Origin of the sequence: Paraburkholderia sp. EG304, from assembly GCF_046543485.1 — a bacterium.
GTDB classification, from domain to species: domain Bacteria; phylum Pseudomonadota; class Gammaproteobacteria; order Burkholderiales; family Burkholderiaceae; genus Paraburkholderia; species Paraburkholderia youngii.
Genome location: NZ_JBKGUA010000001.1, coordinates 196,091 through 215,328 on the forward strand (window position 1 = coordinate 196,091; position 19,238 = coordinate 215,328).

Here is a 19,238-nt window from a genome sequence, read left to right on the forward strand (position 1 = left end):
CAGGACGGGGCAAAACGTCCCCGAGAAGATCCAGATGGCCTTACTGCAAATCTCCGAACCCGGCATGGCGCCGGCGCCTCACCAGCGGCGTCTCGCGGTCGGTATCGATCTCGGCACCACCAACTCCCTCGTCGCCGCCGTGCGCAGCGGCGTGCCCGATGTGCTGCCCGACGAAGACGGGCACGTGCTGCTGCCGTCGGTGGTGCGCTACCTGGAACAGGGCGGCCGTCGCATCGGCCGCCGGGCGAAGGCCGAGGCCGCCAGCGACCCGCGCAATACGATCGTGTCGGTCAAGCGCTTCATGGGCCGCGGCAAGGCCGAGGTGGAAGGCGCCGAAAACGCGCCGTACGACTTCATCGACGCACCCGGCATGGTGCAGATCCGCACCGTCGACGGCGTGAAGAGCCCGGTGGAAGTATCGGCTGAAATTCTCGCGACGCTGCGCCAGCGCGCCGAAGACACGCTCGGCGACGAACTGGTCGGCGCGGTGATCACGGTGCCCGCTTACTTCGACGAAGCGCAGCGCCAGGCGACGAAAGACGCTGCGCGCCTCGCGGGGCTGAACGTGCTGCGGCTGCTGAACGAACCGACCGCGGCCGCGATCGCCTACGGTCTCGACAACGGCGCCGAAGGTCTGTACGCGGTCTACGACCTCGGCGGCGGTACCTTCGACCTGTCGATCCTGAAGCTCACCAAGGGCGTGTTCGAAGTGCTGGCGGCGGGCGGCGATTCCGCGCTCGGCGGCGACGACTTCGATCATGCGCTGTACCGCCATGTGCTCGAACAGGCCGGCATCGCTCCGCAGACGCTCGCACCGCACGACGTGCGCCTGCTGCTCGATAGCGTGCGCGAGGCCAAGGAGGCGTTGTCGAGCGCGCCGAAGGCTGACCTCAAGCTCACGCTTGCCAACGGCACCGCGCTCGATCTGACGATCGACGAAGCCACTTTCGAGACCATCACGGCCGAGCTGGTGCAACGCACGCTGGGTCCGACGAAGAAGGCGCTGCGCGACGCGAAGGTCACCACGAAGGACATCAAGGGCGTCGTGCTGGTCGGCGGCGCGACGCGCATGCCGGTGATCCGCCGCGCGGTCGAGGCGTTCTTCGGCCAGCCGCCGCTCGTCAATCTCGATCCGGATCAGGTCGTCGCGCTCGGCGCGGCAATCCAGGCCGATCTGCTCGCTGGCAACCGCGGCGCGGAAGGCGACGAGTGGCTGCTGCTCGACGTGATTCCGCTGTCACTTGGCGTCGAGACGATGGGCGGTCTCACCGAGAAGATCATTCCGCGCAACTCGACGATTCCGGTCGCGCACGCACAGGATTTCACGACCTTCAAGGACGGCCAGACCGCGATGGCGATTCACGTCGTGCAAGGCGAGCGCGAGCTCGTCAGCGATTGCCGGTCGCTCGCGCGCTTCGAGCTGCGCGGCATTCCGCCGATGGCCGCGGGCGCCGCGCGCATTCGCGTGACCTATCAGGTCGACGCCGACGGCCTGCTGTCCGTGTTCGCGCGCGAACTCGCGTCGGGCGTGGAGGGGTCGGTCGTCGTGAAGCCTTCGTATGGCCTTGCCGACGACGACATCGCGCGCATGCTGGAAGACAGCTTTTCGACCGCTGAAGTCGATATGCGCGCGCGCGCTCTGCGCGAGGCGCAGGTCGAAGCGCAGCGTCTCGTCGAAGCGACCGACGCGGCGCTCGCCGCCGACGCCGAACTGCTCGACGACGGCGAACGCGCCGAACTCGACACGCTGCTCGCCGCGCTGCGCAATGTCGCGTCGGGCGAAGACGTCGGCGCGATCGAAGCCGCGACGAAGGCGCTCGCCGAAGGCACCGACGAGTTCGCCGCGCGCCGCATGAACAAGGGGATTCGCCGCGCGCTGTCGGGCCGCAAGCTCGACGAGATCTGAACGGGCGAACGAACTGCGAACGTCGCACCAATCACCGGAGCGCGCCGCGTGGACTTAAAAAGTCCGCGCGGCGCCAGTAAAATGGTACGGAGCCTGCACGCGGCATTGCTGGCAGCCGCTGTGCCTCAGACCCAAACGGAAACTGTATGCCTCAAATCGTTGTGCTGCCTCACGTCGAACTGTGCCCGGAAGGCGCGGTGATCGACGCCGTTCCCGGCAAGAGCATCTGCGACAACCTGCTCGATAACGGTATCGAAATCGAGCATGCGTGCGAGAAGTCGTGCGCATGCACGACCTGTCACGTGATCGTGCGTGAGGGTTTCGCCGCCTTGACGCCGTCCGAGGAAGACGAGGACGATCTGTTGGACAAGGCATGGGGGCTCGAACCGGCTTCGCGCCTGTCGTGCCAGGCGATCATGCCGGACGAGCAGGATCTGGTCGTCGAAATTCCGCGTTACTCGATCAATCACGCGAAGGAAAACCACTAACAGGAGGGCGCCGCCATGAAGTGGACCGATACGCAAGAAATCGCGATGGCTCTGACCGACAAGCATCAGGATGTCGATCCGCAGCAGGTGCGTTTCACCGACCTGCATCGCTGGGTGATGGAGCTCGAAGGCTTCGACGACGATCCGAACCGCTCCAGCGAAAAGATTCTCGAAGCGATTCAGGCGGCGTGGATCGAAGACGCGGATTATTGAACGCGCGTTCGAACCGATTCATCGAACTACAAAGAAAAGGCGATTCCGATGGAATCGCCTTTTTTCTTGGCTGCGTTGACGAGAATGGAGCGCGTGAGTGAGGCAGCCGATGTCAGTCGGCGACGAGGCCGCCGTTCTGCACGCGCACGCGCTCGCCGTCGTGAAACGGCGGCGCCTCGTGATAGGTGAAGTAGCGCGTCTTGCCGTCTTCCATGTGCACGCGCACCGAATACGACGTCGTGCTGCGCAGATGTTTTTCGACCGAGTTGCCGGCGAGCCCGCCGCCGAGCGCGCCGAGCAGCGTCATCGCGGTACGCCCGCCGCCGGCCCCGAACTGGTTGCCGACGACGCCACCGGCCACCGCGCCGCCGACCGCGCCAATACCGGTGCCATGTCCTTCATGACGAACCGCCGAGATCGCGACGACGGTACCGCAAGTCGAGCAATGAGCGGCTTGCGGCGCCGGCTGCTGCGCGTACTGGGGCGCTGCTTGCGGCCCGGGTTGTTGCGCGTACTGCGACTGCGGTGCGGCCTGCGCCTGTTGCTGCTGCGCGTATTGCTGTTGCTGCGCCGGAGCGGGGAGCGCGGCTGGAGCGGGCTGCGCCGCTTGCTGAGCCTGACCCTGCTGCTGTTGCGCGGTTGGGTTGACCGGTGCGGCCGAATCGACGACGCCCGGCACTTGCGTGCTGACCTGCGCGGCCTGTGTCTGATCGTTTTGTGCGCCGTTGCCCGACGCCTTCGGGAACACGCCGGTGATTGCCGCGGTAGCGACGAGACTCGCGACGAGCACCGCGCCGGCGGCGACCGCGATCAACGGATGAAGACGACGTGGCTGCGTGGGTTGATGAGTAGGGGTGTCCATGTGGGGCCTCCGTTTCTGACAGAGCCGACTCCTTGTGAGATTCAGTGTCGGGCAATTCGATCCGGGCAGCGTTTCTATTTGTAACCGGCTCGATGGCGGCCTTGGCCGGAGGACGGTGGCCTCTACGCGGCGCGCCTTTGTGTCAGCAAGCTTTTCAGGCCCTTGCGACCACGGCGACTTGCGCGCACTGGAGCAGCTTTTACCGCCGGTTACAAAACGTCCCTTAGCAGAAATCGGTCCCGCCAAGCGAAAACGCGCGCACAAAGAAAACGCCCGGTATCGACCGGGCGTTCGTCAAAACCATCACATTGCACGCGAAACGCAGCGACTACTCGCGCTCTGCGTCGCTCAGTCTTCGCGACGCAGATGCGGGAACAGAATCACGTCGCGGATGCTCGGGCTATCGGTCAGCATCATCACCAGACGGTCGATGCCGATACCGCAGCCGCCCGCCGGCGGCATGCCGTATTCGAGCGCACGGATGTAGTCCGCGTCGTAGAACATCGCCTCCTCGTCGCCGGCGTCCTTCTGGTCGACCTGCTTCTTGAAGCGCGCGGCCTGATCTTCCGGATCGTTCAGCTCGGAGAAGCCGTTGGCGATTTCGCGGCCGGTGATGAATAGCTCGAAGCGCTCGGTGATGCCTTCCACCTTGTCCGACGCACGCGCGAGCGGCGACACTTCGATCGGATAGTCGATGATGTAGGTCGGCTCCCACAGTTGCGACTCGGCGGTCTCCTCGAACAGCGCCAGTTGCAGCGAGCCAATGCCCGCGTTTAGGAACTGCGGCTGCGAGGCATCGACGCCGAACTTCTTCAGTTCGGCGCGCAGGAACGTGCTGTCGGTGAGCTGCTCGTTCGTGTATTGCGGCGCGTATTTCTGGATCGCCTGCGTGATCGTGAGGCGATGGAACGGCTTCGACAGATCGAGCTCACGGCCCTGATAGGTGATGGTGGCCGTGCCGAGCGCATCGATCGCGGCCTGGCGGATCAGCTGCTCGGTGAAGTCCATCAGCCACTTGTAATCGGTGTAGGCCGCGTAGAACTCGATCATCGTGAATTCCGGGTTGTGGCGCACGGACACGCCCTCGTTGCGGAAATTACGATTGATCTCGAACACGCGCTCGAAGCCGCCCACCACCAGACGCTTCAGATACAGCTCCGGCGCGATGCGCAGGAACATCTGCATGTCGAGCGCGTTGTGGTGCGTCGAGAACGGCTTGGCCGCCGCGCCGCCCGGAATCGGGTGCAGCATCGGCGTTTCGACTTCCATGAAGTTCGCGTCGGCCATGTACTTGCGGATCGACGAAATTGCCTTCGTACGCGCGACGAACGTGCGGCGCGTTTCCGGCGTGACGATCAGATCGACGTAGCGCTGGCGGTACTTCATTTCCTGGTCGGCGAGACCGTGGAATTTATCCGGCAGCGGACGCAGCGACTTCGACAGCAGACGCAACTCCGTGCAGCGCACCGACAGCTCGCCCTTGTTGGTGCGGAACAGCACGCCGCGCGCGGCGACGATGTCGCCCATGTCCCACTTCTTGAACGCGTCGTAGGTTTCCTGACCGACGTCGGCCGGCGTGATGAAGAACTGGATCTGACCCGAGCCGTCGCGCACGGTCGCGAAGCTTGCTTTGCCCATCACGCGTTTGAGCATCATGCGGCCGGCGATCGCGACTTCGAGCGGATTCGCTTCGAGTGCTTCCTTGTCGGCGTGCTCGTACTGCGACTGCAGATCTTCGGCGTGGTGCGTGGGACGGAAATCGTTCGGATAGGCGACGCCTTGCTCGCGCAGCTCGCGCAGCTTTTCGCGGCGCTCGGCGATGATCTTGTTGTCGTCCACTTCGGGCACGACAGTCGGCTGGGTCGGTTCAGTCATGATGATTTGGTATTCGGTGGCCCGCCGCGGCGTGCGCCGCAAAGCGGGAAGCCAGTCAGTGTAAAAACCTCAGGCGGTACTGGAAAACGAGGCAAGCGCGGTCCCGATCGTTGGACGTGGCCGCGCCGCCGTGCGCGCTTAGACGCCTTGTTTCAGGCTCGCGCTGATGAACGGATCGAGATCGCCGTCGAGCACGCTCTTCGTGTTGCTGATTTCGACGTTGGTGCGCAGATCCTTGATGCGGCTGTTGTCGAGCACGTACGAACGGATCTGATGGCCCCAGCCCACATCGGTCTTGCCGGCTTCGAGCTTGTCCTGCTCGGCCTGACGCTTGCGGATTTCCGCTTCGTACAGGCGCGATTTCAGCATCGCCATCGCTTCGGCGCGGTTGCGGTGCTGCGAGCGGTCGTTCTGGCACTGCACGACGATGCCCGACGGCATGTGCGTGATCCGCACCGCGGAGTCGGTCTTGTTGATGTGCTGACCGCCCGCGCCCGAAGCACGGTAGGTGTCGATGCGCAGATCGGCCGGGTTGATTTCGACTTCGATCGAGTCGTCGATTTCCGGGTACACGAATACCGACGAGAACGACGTATGCCGGCCGCCCGACGAGTCGAACGGCGACTTGCGCACGAGGCGGTGCACGCCGGTTTCGGTACGCAGGAAGCCGTATGCGTATTCGCCTTCGATTTTGATCGTCGCGTTCTTGATGCCGGCGACGTCGCCTTCGGTCTGCTCGAGCACTTCGGTCTTGAAGCCCTTGCGTTCGCAGTAGCGCAGATACTGGCGCAGCAGCATCGACGCCCAGTCGCACGCTTCGGTGCCGCCGGCGCCGGCCTGGATGTCGAGAAAGGCGTTGTTGGGGTCGGCCGGGTTCGCGAACATCCGGCGGAATTCCATGTCGGCGACGCGCGCTTCGATGGCCTGTGCATCGGCTTCACAGGCGAGCAGCGTTTCGTCGTCGGCTTCTTCGCGCGCCATGTCGAACAGGTCTTGCGCGTCGTTCACGTCGTTGGTGATCGACGTGAGCTTGCCGACCGTGTCGTCGAGCAGCTTTTTTTCTTTACCGAGTGCCTGGGCGTGCTTCGCATCGTTCCAGACGTCCGGGTCTTCGAGTTCCCGGTTGACTTCGATTAGACGCAGTGCTTTGTCGTCGTAGTCAAAGATACCCCCGTAGGTCGTCCGCGCGCTTGCGCAGGTCGGCCAGAGAGGCTTCGATCGCGTTGAGACGTTCCGCTTCCATGTCGATCTTTTATAGCTTCGTAAAAAGGAGAAATTATAGCCGATCGGCACGCCGCGCCGGAGCCCCGCGGGCGATCCGGCGCGTGTTCGCGATTGATTTTGCGGAAGATTTCAGCTCACCGCGTGCTCGACGATCAGTTGCACGCGCGACACGCCGTTCCACGTGTCGCTCGATAGCCGGTACGCGACGGTGGTGCGCGCGGGCAGCGTATCGGTGTGATTGAACCAGATCGCGTTGAAGCGCTGGCGGCCGCGCAGCAGTTGCAGCTTCAGGTGCTTGTCCTTCACGAGCGCCTGCGAGGCGACCTCGAATTCGCCGGAGAACACCGGCGCCGGAAAGCCCTGGCCCCACACGGCCGCGTCGAGCATCTCGACGAATTGCGGCGTGAAGTACGCATCTTCGAGCTCGCCGTCGGTTTCGACGGTGCGCGCGAGCGCCTCCGCGGACAGCCATTCGCGGCCGACCGCCTCGAACGCGGCCGTGAAGCGCGGCACGTCGGCGGCGGCGATCGTCAGGCCCGCGGCCATCGCATGGCCGCCGAATTTGACGATCAGGTCCGGTTCGCGCTTCGAGATCAGATCGAGCGCGTCGCGCAGATGGAAGCCCGGGATCGAGCGGCCCGAGCCCTTGACGAGCACGCCGGTATCGTCGGCGGGCGCGAACGTGAACGACGGGCGGTGGAATTTTTCCTTCAGCCGTCCCGCGACGATGCCGATCACGCCTTGATGCCAGCCCGGATTGAACAGCGTGATCGTGGTCGCGCCGTCTGGGTCAACCGTCGACAGGTCGTCGAGCGCCTGCTGCTGCATGCCGGCCTCGATTTCGCGGCGCTCGCGGTTCATCGTGTCGAGTTGCTGCGCGAGCTCCCACGCGCGGCCGACGTCGTCGGTGGTCAGGCATTCGATACCGAGCGACATGTCCGACAGCCGTCCCGCAGCGTTCAGGCGCGGTCCGAGCGCGAAGCCGAGATCGAAGCCGGACGCGTTGCGCGCATCGCGCGCGGCGGCGCGAAAGAGGGCGGCGATGCCCGGCTGCATGCGACCCTTGCGGATGCGCTGCAGACCTTGCGCGACCAGCACGCGGTTGTTGCCGTCGAGCTTGACGACGTCGGCGACGGTGCCGAGCGCGACCAGATCGAGCAGGCCGTCGAGGCGCGGCTCGGGCAGCGCGTCGCCGAACGCGCCGCGGCGGCGCAGTTCGGCGCGCAGCGCGAGCAGCACGTAGAACATCACGCCGACGCCGGCCAGGCACTTGCTCGGGAACGTGCAGCCCGGCTGGTTCGGATTGACGATCGCGCGCGCGGCGGGCAATTCGTCGCCGGGCAAATGGTGGTCGGTGACCAGCACGTCGATGCCGAGCGCGTTCGCGGCGGCAACGCCGTCGACGCTCGCGATGCCGTTGTCGACGGTGATCAGCAGATCGGGCTTGCCCGCCGCGCTGCGCGCCGCCAGCTCGACGATGTCCGGCGTGAGTCCGTAGCCGTGCTCCATGCGGTTCGGCACCAGATAGTCGATGCGCGCGCCGAACATGCGCAGTCCGCGCACCGCGACCGCGCAGGCGGTTGCGCCGTCGCAGTCGTAGTCGGCGACGACCAGCATGCGGCGCTGCTGCTGGAGCGCGTCGGCGAGCAGCGCGGCGGCCGCGTCGCAGCCCTTCAGGTCGGCGGGCGGCACGAGCCGCGCGAGGCCGGTCTCGACCTCTTCGGGCAGGCACACGCCGCGCGATGCGTACAGGCGCGCGAGCACCGGATGCATGCCGCAGCGGGTCAGCACGTCGGCGTCGACAGGGGAGCAGGGGCGCGTAACGATTCGGGTCATGCGGAAGGGCCGTGGATCATTCGATGAAAAGCGAGGCCAGCACGCGCCGCCGCCAGAATTTGCGCAGGTCGCCGCGCGTGACGCTCAACGTCACCGAGCCGGTGTCGCCGCACAGCGTGAGGCCGAGCTCGGCGAGTTCGCCCGCCTGTAGCGCCGCGAGAGCCGGCTCGAACCAGTCGCTCTCCAGCGCGGCGAATGCCTGGTTCCAGCGCGCCCAGTCCTGTTCGATGTAGGGCGCGGAGAAGGGATCGAGTTCGACGAGTGTCGCGCCGCTGCCGCTGCCGTCGGTTGCACCGCGCAGCGCCGCCGGCAGTTCGCGGTACGACGCCGGCGGCGCGCCTGGCGCGATCCCCGCGCTGAGCGCGAGGCCGCGCGTCGCGGCGGCGTCGGACAGCACCCGCGCGAACGGACTGCGCACCGGCCGCGCGGCGCCTTGCGCGTGAAACCAGATCGAGTTGACGGCCGGCAGCCCGCGTGCCTCGCGCGCTTCGTTGACCGGATGCTCGAACCATGCCATCTGCACTTCGTTCTGCAGCTTCATCCATGCGCGCGAACGCTCGCCGGAATGCGCTTCGTGCGGCAGCCAGATCTCGATGTTGCGGCCGCTCGCGCGCAACGGCGACGCGCCCGCGAGCGTGCCGAACGCGTCGCTCGACAGATACCAGCGGGTCGGCTTCGGCGCTTCGACGCGCACGCCGAGTTCCTCGATCAGCGGACGCGCGAGCGCGAGCAGCGTGGCCGCTTCTTCATCCGATAGATCGAGCGAGGCGGGATCGATCAGCACCAGGTGGTCGTGCGCGATGTGCACGTGCACCGGCTGCACGCACGCCCACGTCGCGCTGCCGGGTTCGCCGCCGTCGGCGCGCAGCATGTAGGGCGCGAGCGGGGCTTCGTCGGCGGCGGCCGAGGCGCCCGCTGCGCCATCAGGCAGCGCGCCGAATTGTCGCGCGACCCAGCGCTCGTGCGGCAGCGTGCGCTGAAAATCCTCGCCGATCACGCGTTCGATCAGCGTCGCGCGCGCGATCAGCGTGTCGAGGGCGGGACTATGGATGTCGTGGAGCGCGGTGGAGGCGTCGGCCGCGGCGGGCAGCGCGAAAGGCAGCAGAAGATGGAGGCGGTCGGCAGGCATGATGCTGCGCATTGTAGGGCAAACGGTGCGAGTATTTCGACCAAGCACGGCTGGTTTATCGATCGCGTACCGAGGCATGAGCTTTGCGCGAGCGGGCGGCATTGTGTGGCAAACTTCGCGCTTGATCGCTGGACGTGGCAGCGGTGGCGCACCGTGCCGCCACGCCTCCATGCGCCGGCGCAGCCGCACAGCGGCCGGCCGGGCGAGGAACGATCGGCGCCGCCGCGAGCCCAACGATCACGACGCTCGGGCCGCCCGGCACACGCTCGATGTTTGCCGCTCCCGACACACAGTCGAAGAACGCACAAAAGGATTCGCTTGAAATTTCCCTACGAATGGCAGATTGGCTGGCGCTACACACGCGCCGGTAAACGCACGACCGGTAACGGCTTTATATCGTTCATCGCGCTGGTGTCGATGTCGGGCATCGCGCTTGGCGTCGCGGCGCTGATCGTGGTGCTGTCGGTGATGAACGGCTTTCAGAAAGAGGTGCGCGACCGCATGCTGTCGGTGCTCGCGCACGTCGAGATCTTTTCGCCGACCGGTTCGATGCCCGACTGGCAACTGACTGCGAAGGAAGCGCGGCAGAACCAGCAGGTGATCGGCGCGGCGCCCTACGTCGAGGCGCAGGCGCTGCTCACGCGCCAGGATGCGGTGAGCGGCGTCGCATTGCGCGGCATCGAGCCGACGCTCGAGCCGGAAGTGTCCGATATCGGCAAGGAAATGAAGGGCGGCAAGCTGACCGACCTCCTGCCCGGCGACTTCGGCATCGTGCTCGGCGCCGATCTGGCGGCCAATCTCGGCGTGCAGCTGAACGACAAGATCACGCTCGTCGCGCCCGAAGGAACGATCACGCCGGCCGGCATGCTGCCGCGCCTGAAGCAGTTCACGGTGGTCGGCATCTTCGAGTCGGGCCACTACGAATACGACAGCACGCTCGCGCTGATCAACATCAAGGACGCGCAGGCGCTGTTCCGGCTGCCTGCGCCGACCGGCGTGCGGCTGAGGCTCACCGATATGCAGCGCGCGCCGGAAGTCGCGCGTCAGCTCGCGCGCACGCTGTCGGGCGATCTGTACATTCGCGACTGGACCCAGCAGAACAAGACCTGGTTCTCGGCGGTGCAGATCGAGAAGCGCATGATGTTCATCATCCTGACGCTGATCATTGCGGTGGCCGCGTTCAATCTGGTGTCGTCGCTGGTGATGACGGTGACCAACAAACAGGCCGATATCGCGATCCTGCGCACGCTCGGCGCGCAGCCCGGCTCGATCATGAAGATCTTCGTCGTGCAGGGCGTGACGATCGGTTTCATCGGCACTGCGACCGGCGTCGCGCTCGGCTGTCTGATCGCGTGGAGCATTCCGTGGCTGGTGCCGATGATCGAGCATCTGCTCGGCGTGCAGTTCCTGCCGCCGTCGGTGTACTTCATCAGCGAGTTGCCGTCCGAGCTGGTTCCGGCCGACGTCGCTCGCATCGGCATCATCGCGTTCGTGCTGTCCGCGCTCGCGACTCTGTATCCGAGCTGGCGCGGCGCGAAGGTCCGTCCGGCGGAGGCGCTGCGCTATGAATGACCGCCTCGTCCATCCCTCAACCGATTCATCCATGACCGCTCAGGACCCCGCGTCGTATCCGTACGTGCTCGAAGCCACCGGCATTTCCAAATCGTTCGTGCAGGGTGGCCTGAACGTGCAGGTGCTCAACAATGCCGAACTCGCCGTGCGGCGCGGCGAGAAGCTCGCGATCGTCGGCGCGTCGGGCTCCGGCAAGAGCACGCTGCTGCACGTGCTCGGCGGTCTCGACGATCCGAGCGCAGGCGAGGTGTCGGTGCTCGGCAAGCCGTTCACGAAGCTCTCCGAGCGCGAGCGCAACGACCTGCGCAATCGCGCGCTCGGTTTCGTTTATCAGTTTCACCATCTGCTGCCGGAGTTTTCCGCGCTCGATAACGTCGCGATGCCGCTACGAATTCGTCGCGAGACGACCGAAGTCGCGCGCCGTGAGGCGATGGCGGTGCTCGAGCGCGTCGGCATGGGGCATCGCGCGAAGCATCGGCCGGGCGAGCTGTCGGGCGGCGAGCGTCAGCGTGTCGCGATCGCGCGCGCGCTCGTCACGAAGCCCGCCTGCGTGCTCGCCGACGAGCCGACCGGTAACCTCGACGGCGGCACCGCCGACACCGTGTTCAACCTGATGCTCGAACTATCGCGCACGCTCGAGACGAGCTTCGTGATCGTCACGCACGACCCGGAGCTGGCGGGGCGCTGCGATCGCATCATGCGGCTGCGTGACGGCGTGCTGCACGAAGAGCCGCCGGTGCCGGTCTGAGCCCGGCTTGAGCCGGGGTTGAGGCAAACCCCGGCACGGTCGTTGCGGGCGATCCGCGGATGACCGACCGCCGCCGCGAACCGCCGGCCCACCTTCGGTCGGGTCCCATTGCCAGCGAGACAACCCATGTGGATCGATACGCACTGCCATCTCGACGCTTCGGAGTTCGACGCCGACCGTGACGCGGTTGCGGCGTCCGCGCGCGATGCGGGCGTGTCGCGCATCGTGATTCCGGCGATCGGGCGACAGAACTTCGCGGCGGTGCGCGAGCTCGCGCACCGCGTCGACGGCGGCGCGTACGCGCTCGGCATTCATCCGATGTACACGCCAGGCGCCGTCGACGCCGACCTCGACCTGCTGCGCATGGAGATCGAGGCGAGTCTCGACGATCCGCGCTTCGTCGGCATCGGCGAGATCGGGCTCGACTTTTTCGTCGACGGTCTCGACGATGCGCGCCAGCAATTTTTCTACAACGGCCAGTTGGAGCTCGCGCGCGAATTCGATCTGCCGGTCATCTGCCATGTACGCAAATCGCAGGATCAGGTGATCGCGGGACTGCGCCGGCACCAGATCCATCACGGCATCGCGCACGCGTTCAATGGCAGTTTCCAGCAGGCTCAGGCATATATCGATCAGGGCCTGCATCTCGGGTTCGGCGGCAACGTGACGTTCGAGCGCGCGCGGCAGATCCGCCGACTCGCCGAACAGCTGCCGCTCGACGCGCTGGTCGTCGAGACCGACGCGCCCGATATCGCGCCATCGTGGATGTACAAGCAGCGCAATTCGCCAGAGCAGATTCCGGCGATCGGGGCGAGCCTCGCGCAACTGCGCGGTGTCACTTCCGACGCAGCCGCCCTTGGCACAACGGCTAACGCGCTCGCCGCGCTGCCGCGACTCGCGCTTTCCTCTGCATAATCGATTCGGTTGATCGAAAGGGTTCGCGCCGGGCGACGCCCACGCCCGGCGGGCTCGCCGCTGCCTGCTCGCCGGCGCGTGACGACGCCCGACGCCAGTGGCGCGGAGGGCGGATGCGGGCAGTCTGGTGTGGATTTGCGTTGGGTGTGATCTGGCTGCAGCGGCAGGCGGCGTTGCCGGATGCGGGCGGATGGTGGGCGTTGATACTGGCCGGCTGTGCCGCCGCCGGCGTTGCCGGGTGGGGTTTGCGTGGCGCTGGAGCGGGCGCGGCGTACCGGCTCGAAAACGAGCGGCGCTTGTCGCACCAGTTCGCTAGCCGTGTATGGCGCGATGCCCGCATGCGGCGGGTGGCCGGTTGGGGCGCTGTCTGGTGCGCGGCGATCTGCGTCGGCTTCGGCTATGCGGCTCTGCGCGCTCAAACGCGGCTCGCGGTGAGCCTGCCGCATGAGTGGCAAGGGCGCGATATCGAGGTCGTCGGCACTATCAAGGGATTGCCGACGCGCGACGACAAGGGCGCGCGCTTCCTGTTCGACGTTGAGTCGAACGATGCACGGCTCGCCGCCTTCCCGCGCGTGATCCAACTCGCCTGGATCGCGCGCGACGCCCCGGCGCCGCAGCTTGAACCGGGCGAGCGCTGGCGTCTGACCGTGCGCCTGAAGCGCCCGCACGGCAACGCGAATTTTGGCGTGCGCGATGCCGAGGCGAGTCTGCTCGCGCGCAACGTCCGCGCGACTGGTTACGTGAGCGTGCCGGATCATGCGCGGCGCCTCGCCGGTCGCGCGCGCGGGCTCGCCGTGCTGGTCGACCGCTGGCGCGCCGCGTTGCGCGCGCGTATCGACACGGTGCTCGCCGATGCGCCGCATCGCGGCATCGTCGTCGCGCTCGCGATCGGCGCGCAGGACCAGCTGAGCCGCGCCGACTGGCAATTGATGCGCGAAACCGGCACGAGTCATCTGGTGGCGATTTCGGGCTTGCATATCGGCTTGGTCGCGGGGCTGACCGGCTGGCTCGCGGCAGCAATCTGGCGACGCTCGGGCTGGCTCGGCCGCAACTGGCCGCTGCGCTTGCCCGCGCAGCTCGTCGGCGTGACGGCCGGGGCGCTCTTCGCTGCGCTGCATGCCGCGCTCGCGGGCTTCAACGTGCCGGCGCAACGCGCGCTGTGGATGGCCGCGCTCGTCGCGCTGGCGTTCGTCGGCGGCCGGCAGCTGGCGCGTTCAACGGTGCTCGCGTGGGCGCTCGGGCTCGTGTTGCTGATCGATCCGTGGGCGGTCGTGTCGGCGGGATTCTGGCTGTCGTTCGGCGCGGTCGGCGCGATCCTGTTCGCGTTGTCGGGGCGGCCGCGCGTGCGGGGTCCGCAGGCGTCACGTCAGCATGAAGACGGGGAGGGCGGCGCGGCGCAAGCCAGGTGGCTGGCGCTGCGTCCGGTGTTGATCCTGCATCTGCGCGCTCTCGCCGAACGCTTGCGCAGCGCCGCGCACGTGCAATTCGCGGTGACGGTCGCGCTTGCGCCGCTGACCGCCTACTGGTTCGCGCAGATTCCGCTCGTCGGTCCGCTCGCGAACGCGTTCGCGATTCCGTGGGTGAGCGCGCTCGTCACGCCGGCGGTGCTCGCGGGCGTCGCATTGCCCGCGCCGCTCGACGCGTTCGCGTGGCGCGCCGCGCACGCGCTGCTCGATGGCCTCGCGGCCGGCCTGCAACTGGTGTCGGGACCGCGCTGGACGCTGTGGTGGTTGCCGCAGCCGCATGCGTGGGCGCTCGCCGCGGCGGCGCTCGGTGTGCTGTGGTGTCTCGCGCCGCGTGGCTGGCCGCTGCGCTGGGCGGCGCCGCTGACGTGGCTGCCGCTGCTGATGCCTGGCGCAAACGGCGCGCTCGCCGAGCCATCGGGTGCGTTCCGTCTGACTGCGCTCGATGTCGGGCAGGGCACGTCGGTGCTCGTGCAGACCGCGCATCACGCGTTGCTGTTCGATGCCGGCCCCGGCCCGGAATCGACGCATGCTGGCGAGCGAGTGGTGGTGCCGTTCCTGCAGGCGCAAGGTGTGACGATGCTCGATACGCTGATGATCAGCCACGACGATTCGGATCATTCGGGTGGCGCGCCGGCAGTGCTCGACGCGATCGAGGTGCGTCAGCTGGTGGCCGGACTGAGGCCGGACAATCCGCTGTGGCCGAAGGCAAAACAGCATGGCACGCAGACGCTGCCGTGTGTGGCGGGGCAGCGCTGGCAGTGGGACGGTGTCGAATTCGCGGTATTGTGGCCGGACGCCGGGGCGCTCACCGGCAAGGCGAACGAGCATTGCTGCGTGTTGAGGGTCAGCACGTTGCCCGCCACCAACGCAGGTCAGGCGGCGTCGGCCAGTGCGAACGCGCCGCGTTTCGCGGCCCTGCTGACCGCCGACATCGAAGCGCCAACCGAGCGCGCGCTGCTCGCACGCGATCGCGAGATGTTACGCGCGCAAGTATTGGTAGTGCCGCATCATGGCAGCAAAACCTCGTCGACCGAACCGTTCCTCGACTCTATCGATCCGTCCATCGCGTTATTTCAGGTAGGCTACGAGAATCGTTTTCATCATCCGAACGCGGGCGTGTTCGCGCGCTATGTAGCGCGTCATATCGAGCTCGCGCGCAGCGATCGCGATGGCGCCGTCAGGGTCGACGTCGATCCGCGCGCGCGCTGAGGAGGGCGCCGCGCTCACGCTCGAGCGCTATCGCGACACGCAGCGCCGCTACTGGATGGAGCCCTGAGCGCGTCGCCGCTCAATGAGCGCAACGGCGCAGACAACCGGCGCAAGCAGCGGTATAAGCAGCGGCACAGGCGAAGCACCCGCCCGCGCGTAAAAAACACCACGGAGATTGCCGCAGTTGAAAAACATCATCCATTTCTCGCACGCGAACGGCTTTCCGGCCTCGACTTACCGGACCATCTTCGCCGAACTCTCCGACGACTACGAGGTGCGCTCAATCGAGCGGATCGGTCATGATCCGCGCTTTCCGGTCACGCAGGACTGGCCCCATCTGGTCGAGCAACTGCTCGACGATATCGCGCGCAGGTACGAGCAGCCGGTGTGGCTCGTCGGGCATTCGCTCGGCGGTTATCTGTCGGTGATGGCGGCGCTGAAAAAGCCGCAGTGGGTGAGGGGCGTCGTGATGCTCGACTCGCCGGTGATCGCCGGCTGGCGCAGCAGCATGCTGCGCGTGTCGCAATGGACCGGGCTCGACGAGCGGCTGTCGCCCGCCGCCGCGACGCGCAAGCGCCGCACGCAATGGGCGAGCCGCGACGAAGCCTGGCGGCACTTCCATTCGAAACCCGCGTTCGCGCGCTGGGACGAGCGCATGCTGTCCGACTACATCGACTTCGGCATTCCGCAGAGTTCGCCCGACGGCACCCGCTTGCTCGCGTTCGATCGTCGCACCGAATACCAGATCTACCGAACTTTGCCGCATACGCTCGGCGCGCGGCTCGCGCGCGGCGCGGCGGTGCCGGTCGGGTTCATCGCCGGCACGCACTCGAAGGAAATTCGCCAGGTCGGTCTCGACGCGACGCGGCGTGCGACCGGCGGTCACGTCGAGTGGATCGAGGGCAGCCATCTGTATCCGATGGAAAAGCCGATCGAAACCGCGCGCGCGGTGCAACGCATGTTGCGCGAGCTGGAGCGAACCGCCTGACGCACTGCGCGCACGAAGCGGGCCCCAAACTGCTGCGCCGGCTGCCGCCCGACGCGGCATCGGCACGCGGCGGGGCGGTCGTTTTTTGCTGGGTCGGGACCATCCTTTACGGTATAATCCGTTTTTCCCGCGAGCATCCAGCGATGACCAAATATGTTTTCGTCACCGGCGGCGTAGTATCTTCCCTCGGCAAGGGTATTGCCGCCGCTTCCCTCGCCGCGATCCTCGAATCGCGCGGTCTTAAAGTCACCCTCCTCAAACTCGATCCCTACATCAACGTCGACCCCGGCACGATGAGCCCGTTTCAGCACGGCGAAGTGTTCGTGACGGAAGACGGAGCGGAAACCGACCTCGACCTCGGCCACTACGAGCGCTTCATCAGCACGAAGATGCGCAAGGCCAACAACTTCACCACGGGCCAGATTTACGAATCGGTTATCCGCAAGGAACGCCGCGGCGATTATCTCGGCAAGACCGTGCAGGTCATTCCGCACATCACCAACGAAATCCAGGCATTCGTCGAACGCGGCGCAGCTTCTGCGACGTGCGGCGAGCCGGATGTCGCGATCGTCGAAGTGGGTGGCACGGTGGGTGACATCGAATCGCTGCCGTTCCTCGAAGCGGCGCGTCAGATGAGCCTGCGCCTCGGCCGCAACAGCGCGTGCTTCGTGCACCTCACGCTGGTGCCCTGGGTGGCCACGGCCGGCGAGCTCAAAACCAAGCCTACCCAGCACAGCGTGCAGAAGCTGCGCGAGATCGGCATCTCGCCGCACGTGCTGCTGTGCCGCGCCGACCGCCGCATTCCGGACGACGAGCGCGCGAAAATCTCGCTGTTCTCGAACGTGCCCGAAGACGCGGTGATTTCCGTGTGGGACGCGGACAGCATCTACAAGATTCCGCAGATGCTGCACGACCAGGGTCTCGACGCGATCATCTGCGAAGAGCTGAAGCTCACGCCGAAGGCGGCCGATCTCTCCATGTGGTCGGACCTCGTCGACAAGCTGCAGAACCCGAAGCACGAAGTGACGATCGGCATGGTCGGCAAGTACGTCGATCTGACCGAGTCGTACAAGTCGCTGATCGAAGCGCTGCGCCATGCGTCGATGCATACGTCGACGCGTGTGAATATCGAGTACATCGACTCCGAAGAGATAGAAACGCAAGGCGTCGAAAGCCTCAAGCATCTCGACGCGGTGCTCGTGCCGGGCGGCTTCGGCCGTCGCGGCACCGAAGGCAAGATCGCTGCGATCCGCTACGCACGCGAAGCGAAGGTGCCGTATCTCGGCATCTGCCTCGGCATGCAGCTCGCGGTGATCGAATTCGCGCGTGACGTGGTCGGCCTGAAGGACGCGAACAGCACCGAGTTCGATCAGGAAACGAAGAACCGCGTGGTCGCGCTGATCACCGAGTGGTACGACCGCGAAGGCCGCGTCGAGAAGCGCACCGAAGAGTCGGACCTCGGCGGCACGATGCGTCTGGGTTCGCAGCGTTGCCCGATCAAGCCCGGCACGCTCGCCGAAGAGATCTACGGCACGGATGTGAACGAGCGTCATCGTCACCGTTATGAGGTGAATAACCGTTTCGTGCCCCAGCTCGAAGGCGGTGGCCTCATCATTAGCGCCCGTACCCCGAGCGAGGATCTGCCGGAAATGATGGAGCTGCCGCGCAGCATGCACCCGTGGTTCGTCGGCGTGCAATTCCACCCGGAATTCACGTCCACGCCGCGTGACGGTCATCCGCTGTTCAAGTCGTTCGTCGAAGCGGCGCTCGCGCATCAGCAGTCGAGGGTCGAGGAGAAAGCATGAAACTGGGCGATTTCGAAATCGGGCTCGACAAGCCGTTTTTCCTGATCGCCGGTACCTGTGTCGTCGAATCCGAACAGATGACGATCGACACGGCCGGCCGCCTGAAGGAAATCTGCGCGAAGCTGAACATTCCGTTCATCTACAAATCGTCGTACGACAAGGCCAATCGCAGCAGCGGCAAGTCGTTTCGCGGTCTGGGCATGGACGAAGGTCTGCGCATCCTGTCGGAAGTGAAGCGCCAGCTCGGTCTGCCGGTGCTGACCGACGTGCACGCCGAGCACGAGATCGAGCAGGTCGCGTCGGTCGTCGACGTGCTGCAAACGCCCGCGTTCCTGTGCCGTCAGACCGACTTCATCCACGCGTGCGCGCGCTCGGGCAAGCCGGTCAACATCAAGAAGGGGCAGTTTCTCGCGCCGCACGACATGAAGAACGTGATCGACAAGGCGCGCGACGCCGCGCGCGAAGCGGGTCTGTCGGATGACCGCTTCATGGCGTGCGAGCGCGGCGTGTCGTTCGGCTATAACAACCTCGTGTCGGACATGCGTTCGCTCGCCATCATGCGCGAAACCAACGCGCCGGTCGTGTTCGACGCGACGCACTCGGTGCAGTTGCCGGGCGGTCAGGGCACGAGCTCGGGCGGCCAGCGCGAATTCGTGCCGGTGCTCGCGCGTGCCGCGGTGGCGGTCGGCGTCGCGGGCCTGTTCATGGAAACGCACCCGAATCCGGCGCAAGCGAAGTCGGACGGGCCCAATGCGGTGCCGCTCAATCGCATGGCCGACCTGCTCGAGACGCTCGTCACACTCGACCAGGCCGTCAAGCGCGGCCCGTTCCTCGAAAGCGACTTCAACTGATTCAGGTGTGCGCCGCGTGTCACGATTGCTCTCGATAATGACTCGCGGCGTTTTCGCATAATGGTCGTCGAACGTATCGGCGCGCGAGTTGTCTGTCGGGGAGGCCGGCAGTTGCCTTGCATGGGACCGGAGTAGGCGCTAAAGCACCAAC

Annotated in this window: 14 protein-coding genes and 1 pseudogene; 10 read left to right on the forward strand and 5 right to left on the reverse strand. The window is 66.2% G+C overall.

What is annotated here, in order from left to right; all coding sequences use genetic code 11:
- Window positions 1-34 precede the first annotated feature (34 nt).
- The 3 genes from hscA to iscX all read left to right on the forward strand — a co-directional run bounded on the left by hscA (window position 35) and on the right by iscX (window position 2,607).
- On the forward strand, window positions 35-1,906 hold the full coding sequence (hscA, locus tag ACLFKU_RS00930; protein ID WP_410847892.1) for a Fe-S protein assembly chaperone HscA: 1,872 nt from the start codon (window positions 35-37) through the stop codon (window positions 1,904-1,906).
- A gap of 146 nt (window positions 1,907-2,052) precedes the next feature.
- Entirely contained in the window at window positions 2,053-2,394 is a 342-nt protein-coding gene (fdx, locus tag ACLFKU_RS00935) for an ISC system 2Fe-2S type ferredoxin (RefSeq protein ID WP_013089813.1), read from the forward strand.
- A gap of 15 nt (window positions 2,395-2,409) precedes the next feature.
- Entirely contained in the window at window positions 2,410-2,607 is a 198-nt protein-coding gene (gene iscX, locus ACLFKU_RS00940) for a Fe-S cluster assembly protein IscX (RefSeq protein ID WP_008922031.1), read from the forward strand.
- Window positions 2,608-2,719: 112 nt separating this feature from the next.
- Here the strand turns inward: iscX and ACLFKU_RS00945 are convergent, their stop codons facing one another.
- From ACLFKU_RS00945 to ACLFKU_RS00965, 5 genes are all read right to left on the reverse strand, one after another.
- A complete protein-coding gene (locus tag ACLFKU_RS00945) occupies window positions 2,720-3,469 on the reverse strand; it encodes a glycine zipper 2TM domain-containing protein (RefSeq protein WP_368586045.1) in 750 nt (249 codons plus the stop codon).
- A 348-nt stretch (window positions 3,470-3,817) separates the two neighbouring features.
- The gene (gene lysS, locus ACLFKU_RS00950; protein WP_368586046.1) at window positions 3,818-5,344 is read right to left on the reverse strand and encodes a lysine--tRNA ligase; all 1,527 of its coding nucleotides are present in this window, start codon (window positions 5,342-5,344) and stop codon (window positions 3,818-3,820) included.
- Between the two features lie 138 nt (window positions 5,345-5,482).
- Window positions 5,483-6,587, reverse strand: a protein-coding gene (gene prfB, locus ACLFKU_RS00955; RefSeq protein ID WP_013089810.1) for a peptide chain release factor 2 whose coding sequence is annotated in 2 segments (ribosomal slippage) — window positions 5,483-6,505 and window positions 6,507-6,587 — 1,104 coding nt in all. Because the reading frame shifts where the segments join, the coding sequence is not laid out codon by codon here.
- Window positions 6,588-6,697: 110 nt separating this feature from the next.
- Window positions 6,698-8,404, reverse strand: coding sequence for a single-stranded-DNA-specific exonuclease RecJ (recJ, locus tag ACLFKU_RS00960; protein ID WP_410847893.1), 1,707 nt, complete (start codon window positions 8,402-8,404; stop codon window positions 6,698-6,700).
- Window positions 8,405-8,420: 16 nt separating this feature from the next.
- A complete protein-coding gene (locus ACLFKU_RS00965; RefSeq protein ID WP_368586048.1) occupies window positions 8,421-9,545 on the reverse strand; it encodes a regulator in 1,125 nt (374 codons plus the stop codon).
- A gap of 306 nt (window positions 9,546-9,851) precedes the next feature.
- Here ACLFKU_RS00965 and ACLFKU_RS00970 point away from each other — a divergent pair, with 306 nt between their 5' ends.
- The 7 genes and pseudogenes from ACLFKU_RS00970 to kdsA all read left to right on the forward strand — a co-directional run bounded on the left by ACLFKU_RS00970 (window position 9,852) and on the right by kdsA (window position 19,087).
- On the forward strand, window positions 9,852-11,105 hold the full coding sequence (locus ACLFKU_RS00970; protein ID WP_368586049.1) for a lipoprotein-releasing ABC transporter permease subunit: 1,254 nt from the start codon (window positions 9,852-9,854) through the stop codon (window positions 11,103-11,105).
- Between the two features lie 31 nt (window positions 11,106-11,136).
- Window positions 11,137-11,853: a lipoprotein-releasing ABC transporter ATP-binding protein LolD gene (gene lolD / locus ACLFKU_RS00975; RefSeq protein WP_018435427.1), complete on the forward strand. Its 717-nt coding sequence runs from the start codon at window positions 11,137-11,139 to the stop codon at window positions 11,851-11,853.
- 126 nt (window positions 11,854-11,979) lie between these two features.
- Window positions 11,980-12,768, forward strand: coding sequence for a TatD family hydrolase (locus ACLFKU_RS00980; RefSeq protein ID WP_410847894.1), 789 nt, complete (start codon window positions 11,980-11,982; stop codon window positions 12,766-12,768).
- A gap of 113 nt (window positions 12,769-12,881) precedes the next feature.
- Window positions 12,882-15,510: pseudogene (locus ACLFKU_RS00985) on the forward strand (DNA internalization-related competence protein ComEC/Rec2).
- 117 nt (window positions 15,511-15,627) lie between these two features.
- Window positions 15,628-16,431 carry an alpha/beta fold hydrolase gene (locus ACLFKU_RS00990; RefSeq protein ID WP_410847895.1) on the forward strand — a complete coding sequence of 268 codons (804 nt, stop codon included), beginning with the start codon at window positions 15,628-15,630 and terminating at the stop codon, window positions 16,429-16,431.
- Between the two features lie 143 nt (window positions 16,432-16,574).
- On the forward strand, window positions 16,575-18,236 hold the full coding sequence (locus ACLFKU_RS00995; protein ID WP_368586053.1) for a CTP synthase: 1,662 nt from the start codon (window positions 16,575-16,577) through the stop codon (window positions 18,234-18,236).
- Window positions 18,233-19,087, forward strand: a complete 855-nt coding sequence (gene kdsA, locus ACLFKU_RS01000; RefSeq protein ID WP_410847896.1) for a 3-deoxy-8-phosphooctulonate synthase — start codon at window positions 18,233-18,235, stop codon at window positions 19,085-19,087. Before ACLFKU_RS00995 ends, kdsA begins: the two co-directional genes overlap by 4 nt.
- Window positions 19,088-19,238: the final 151 nt, after the last annotated feature.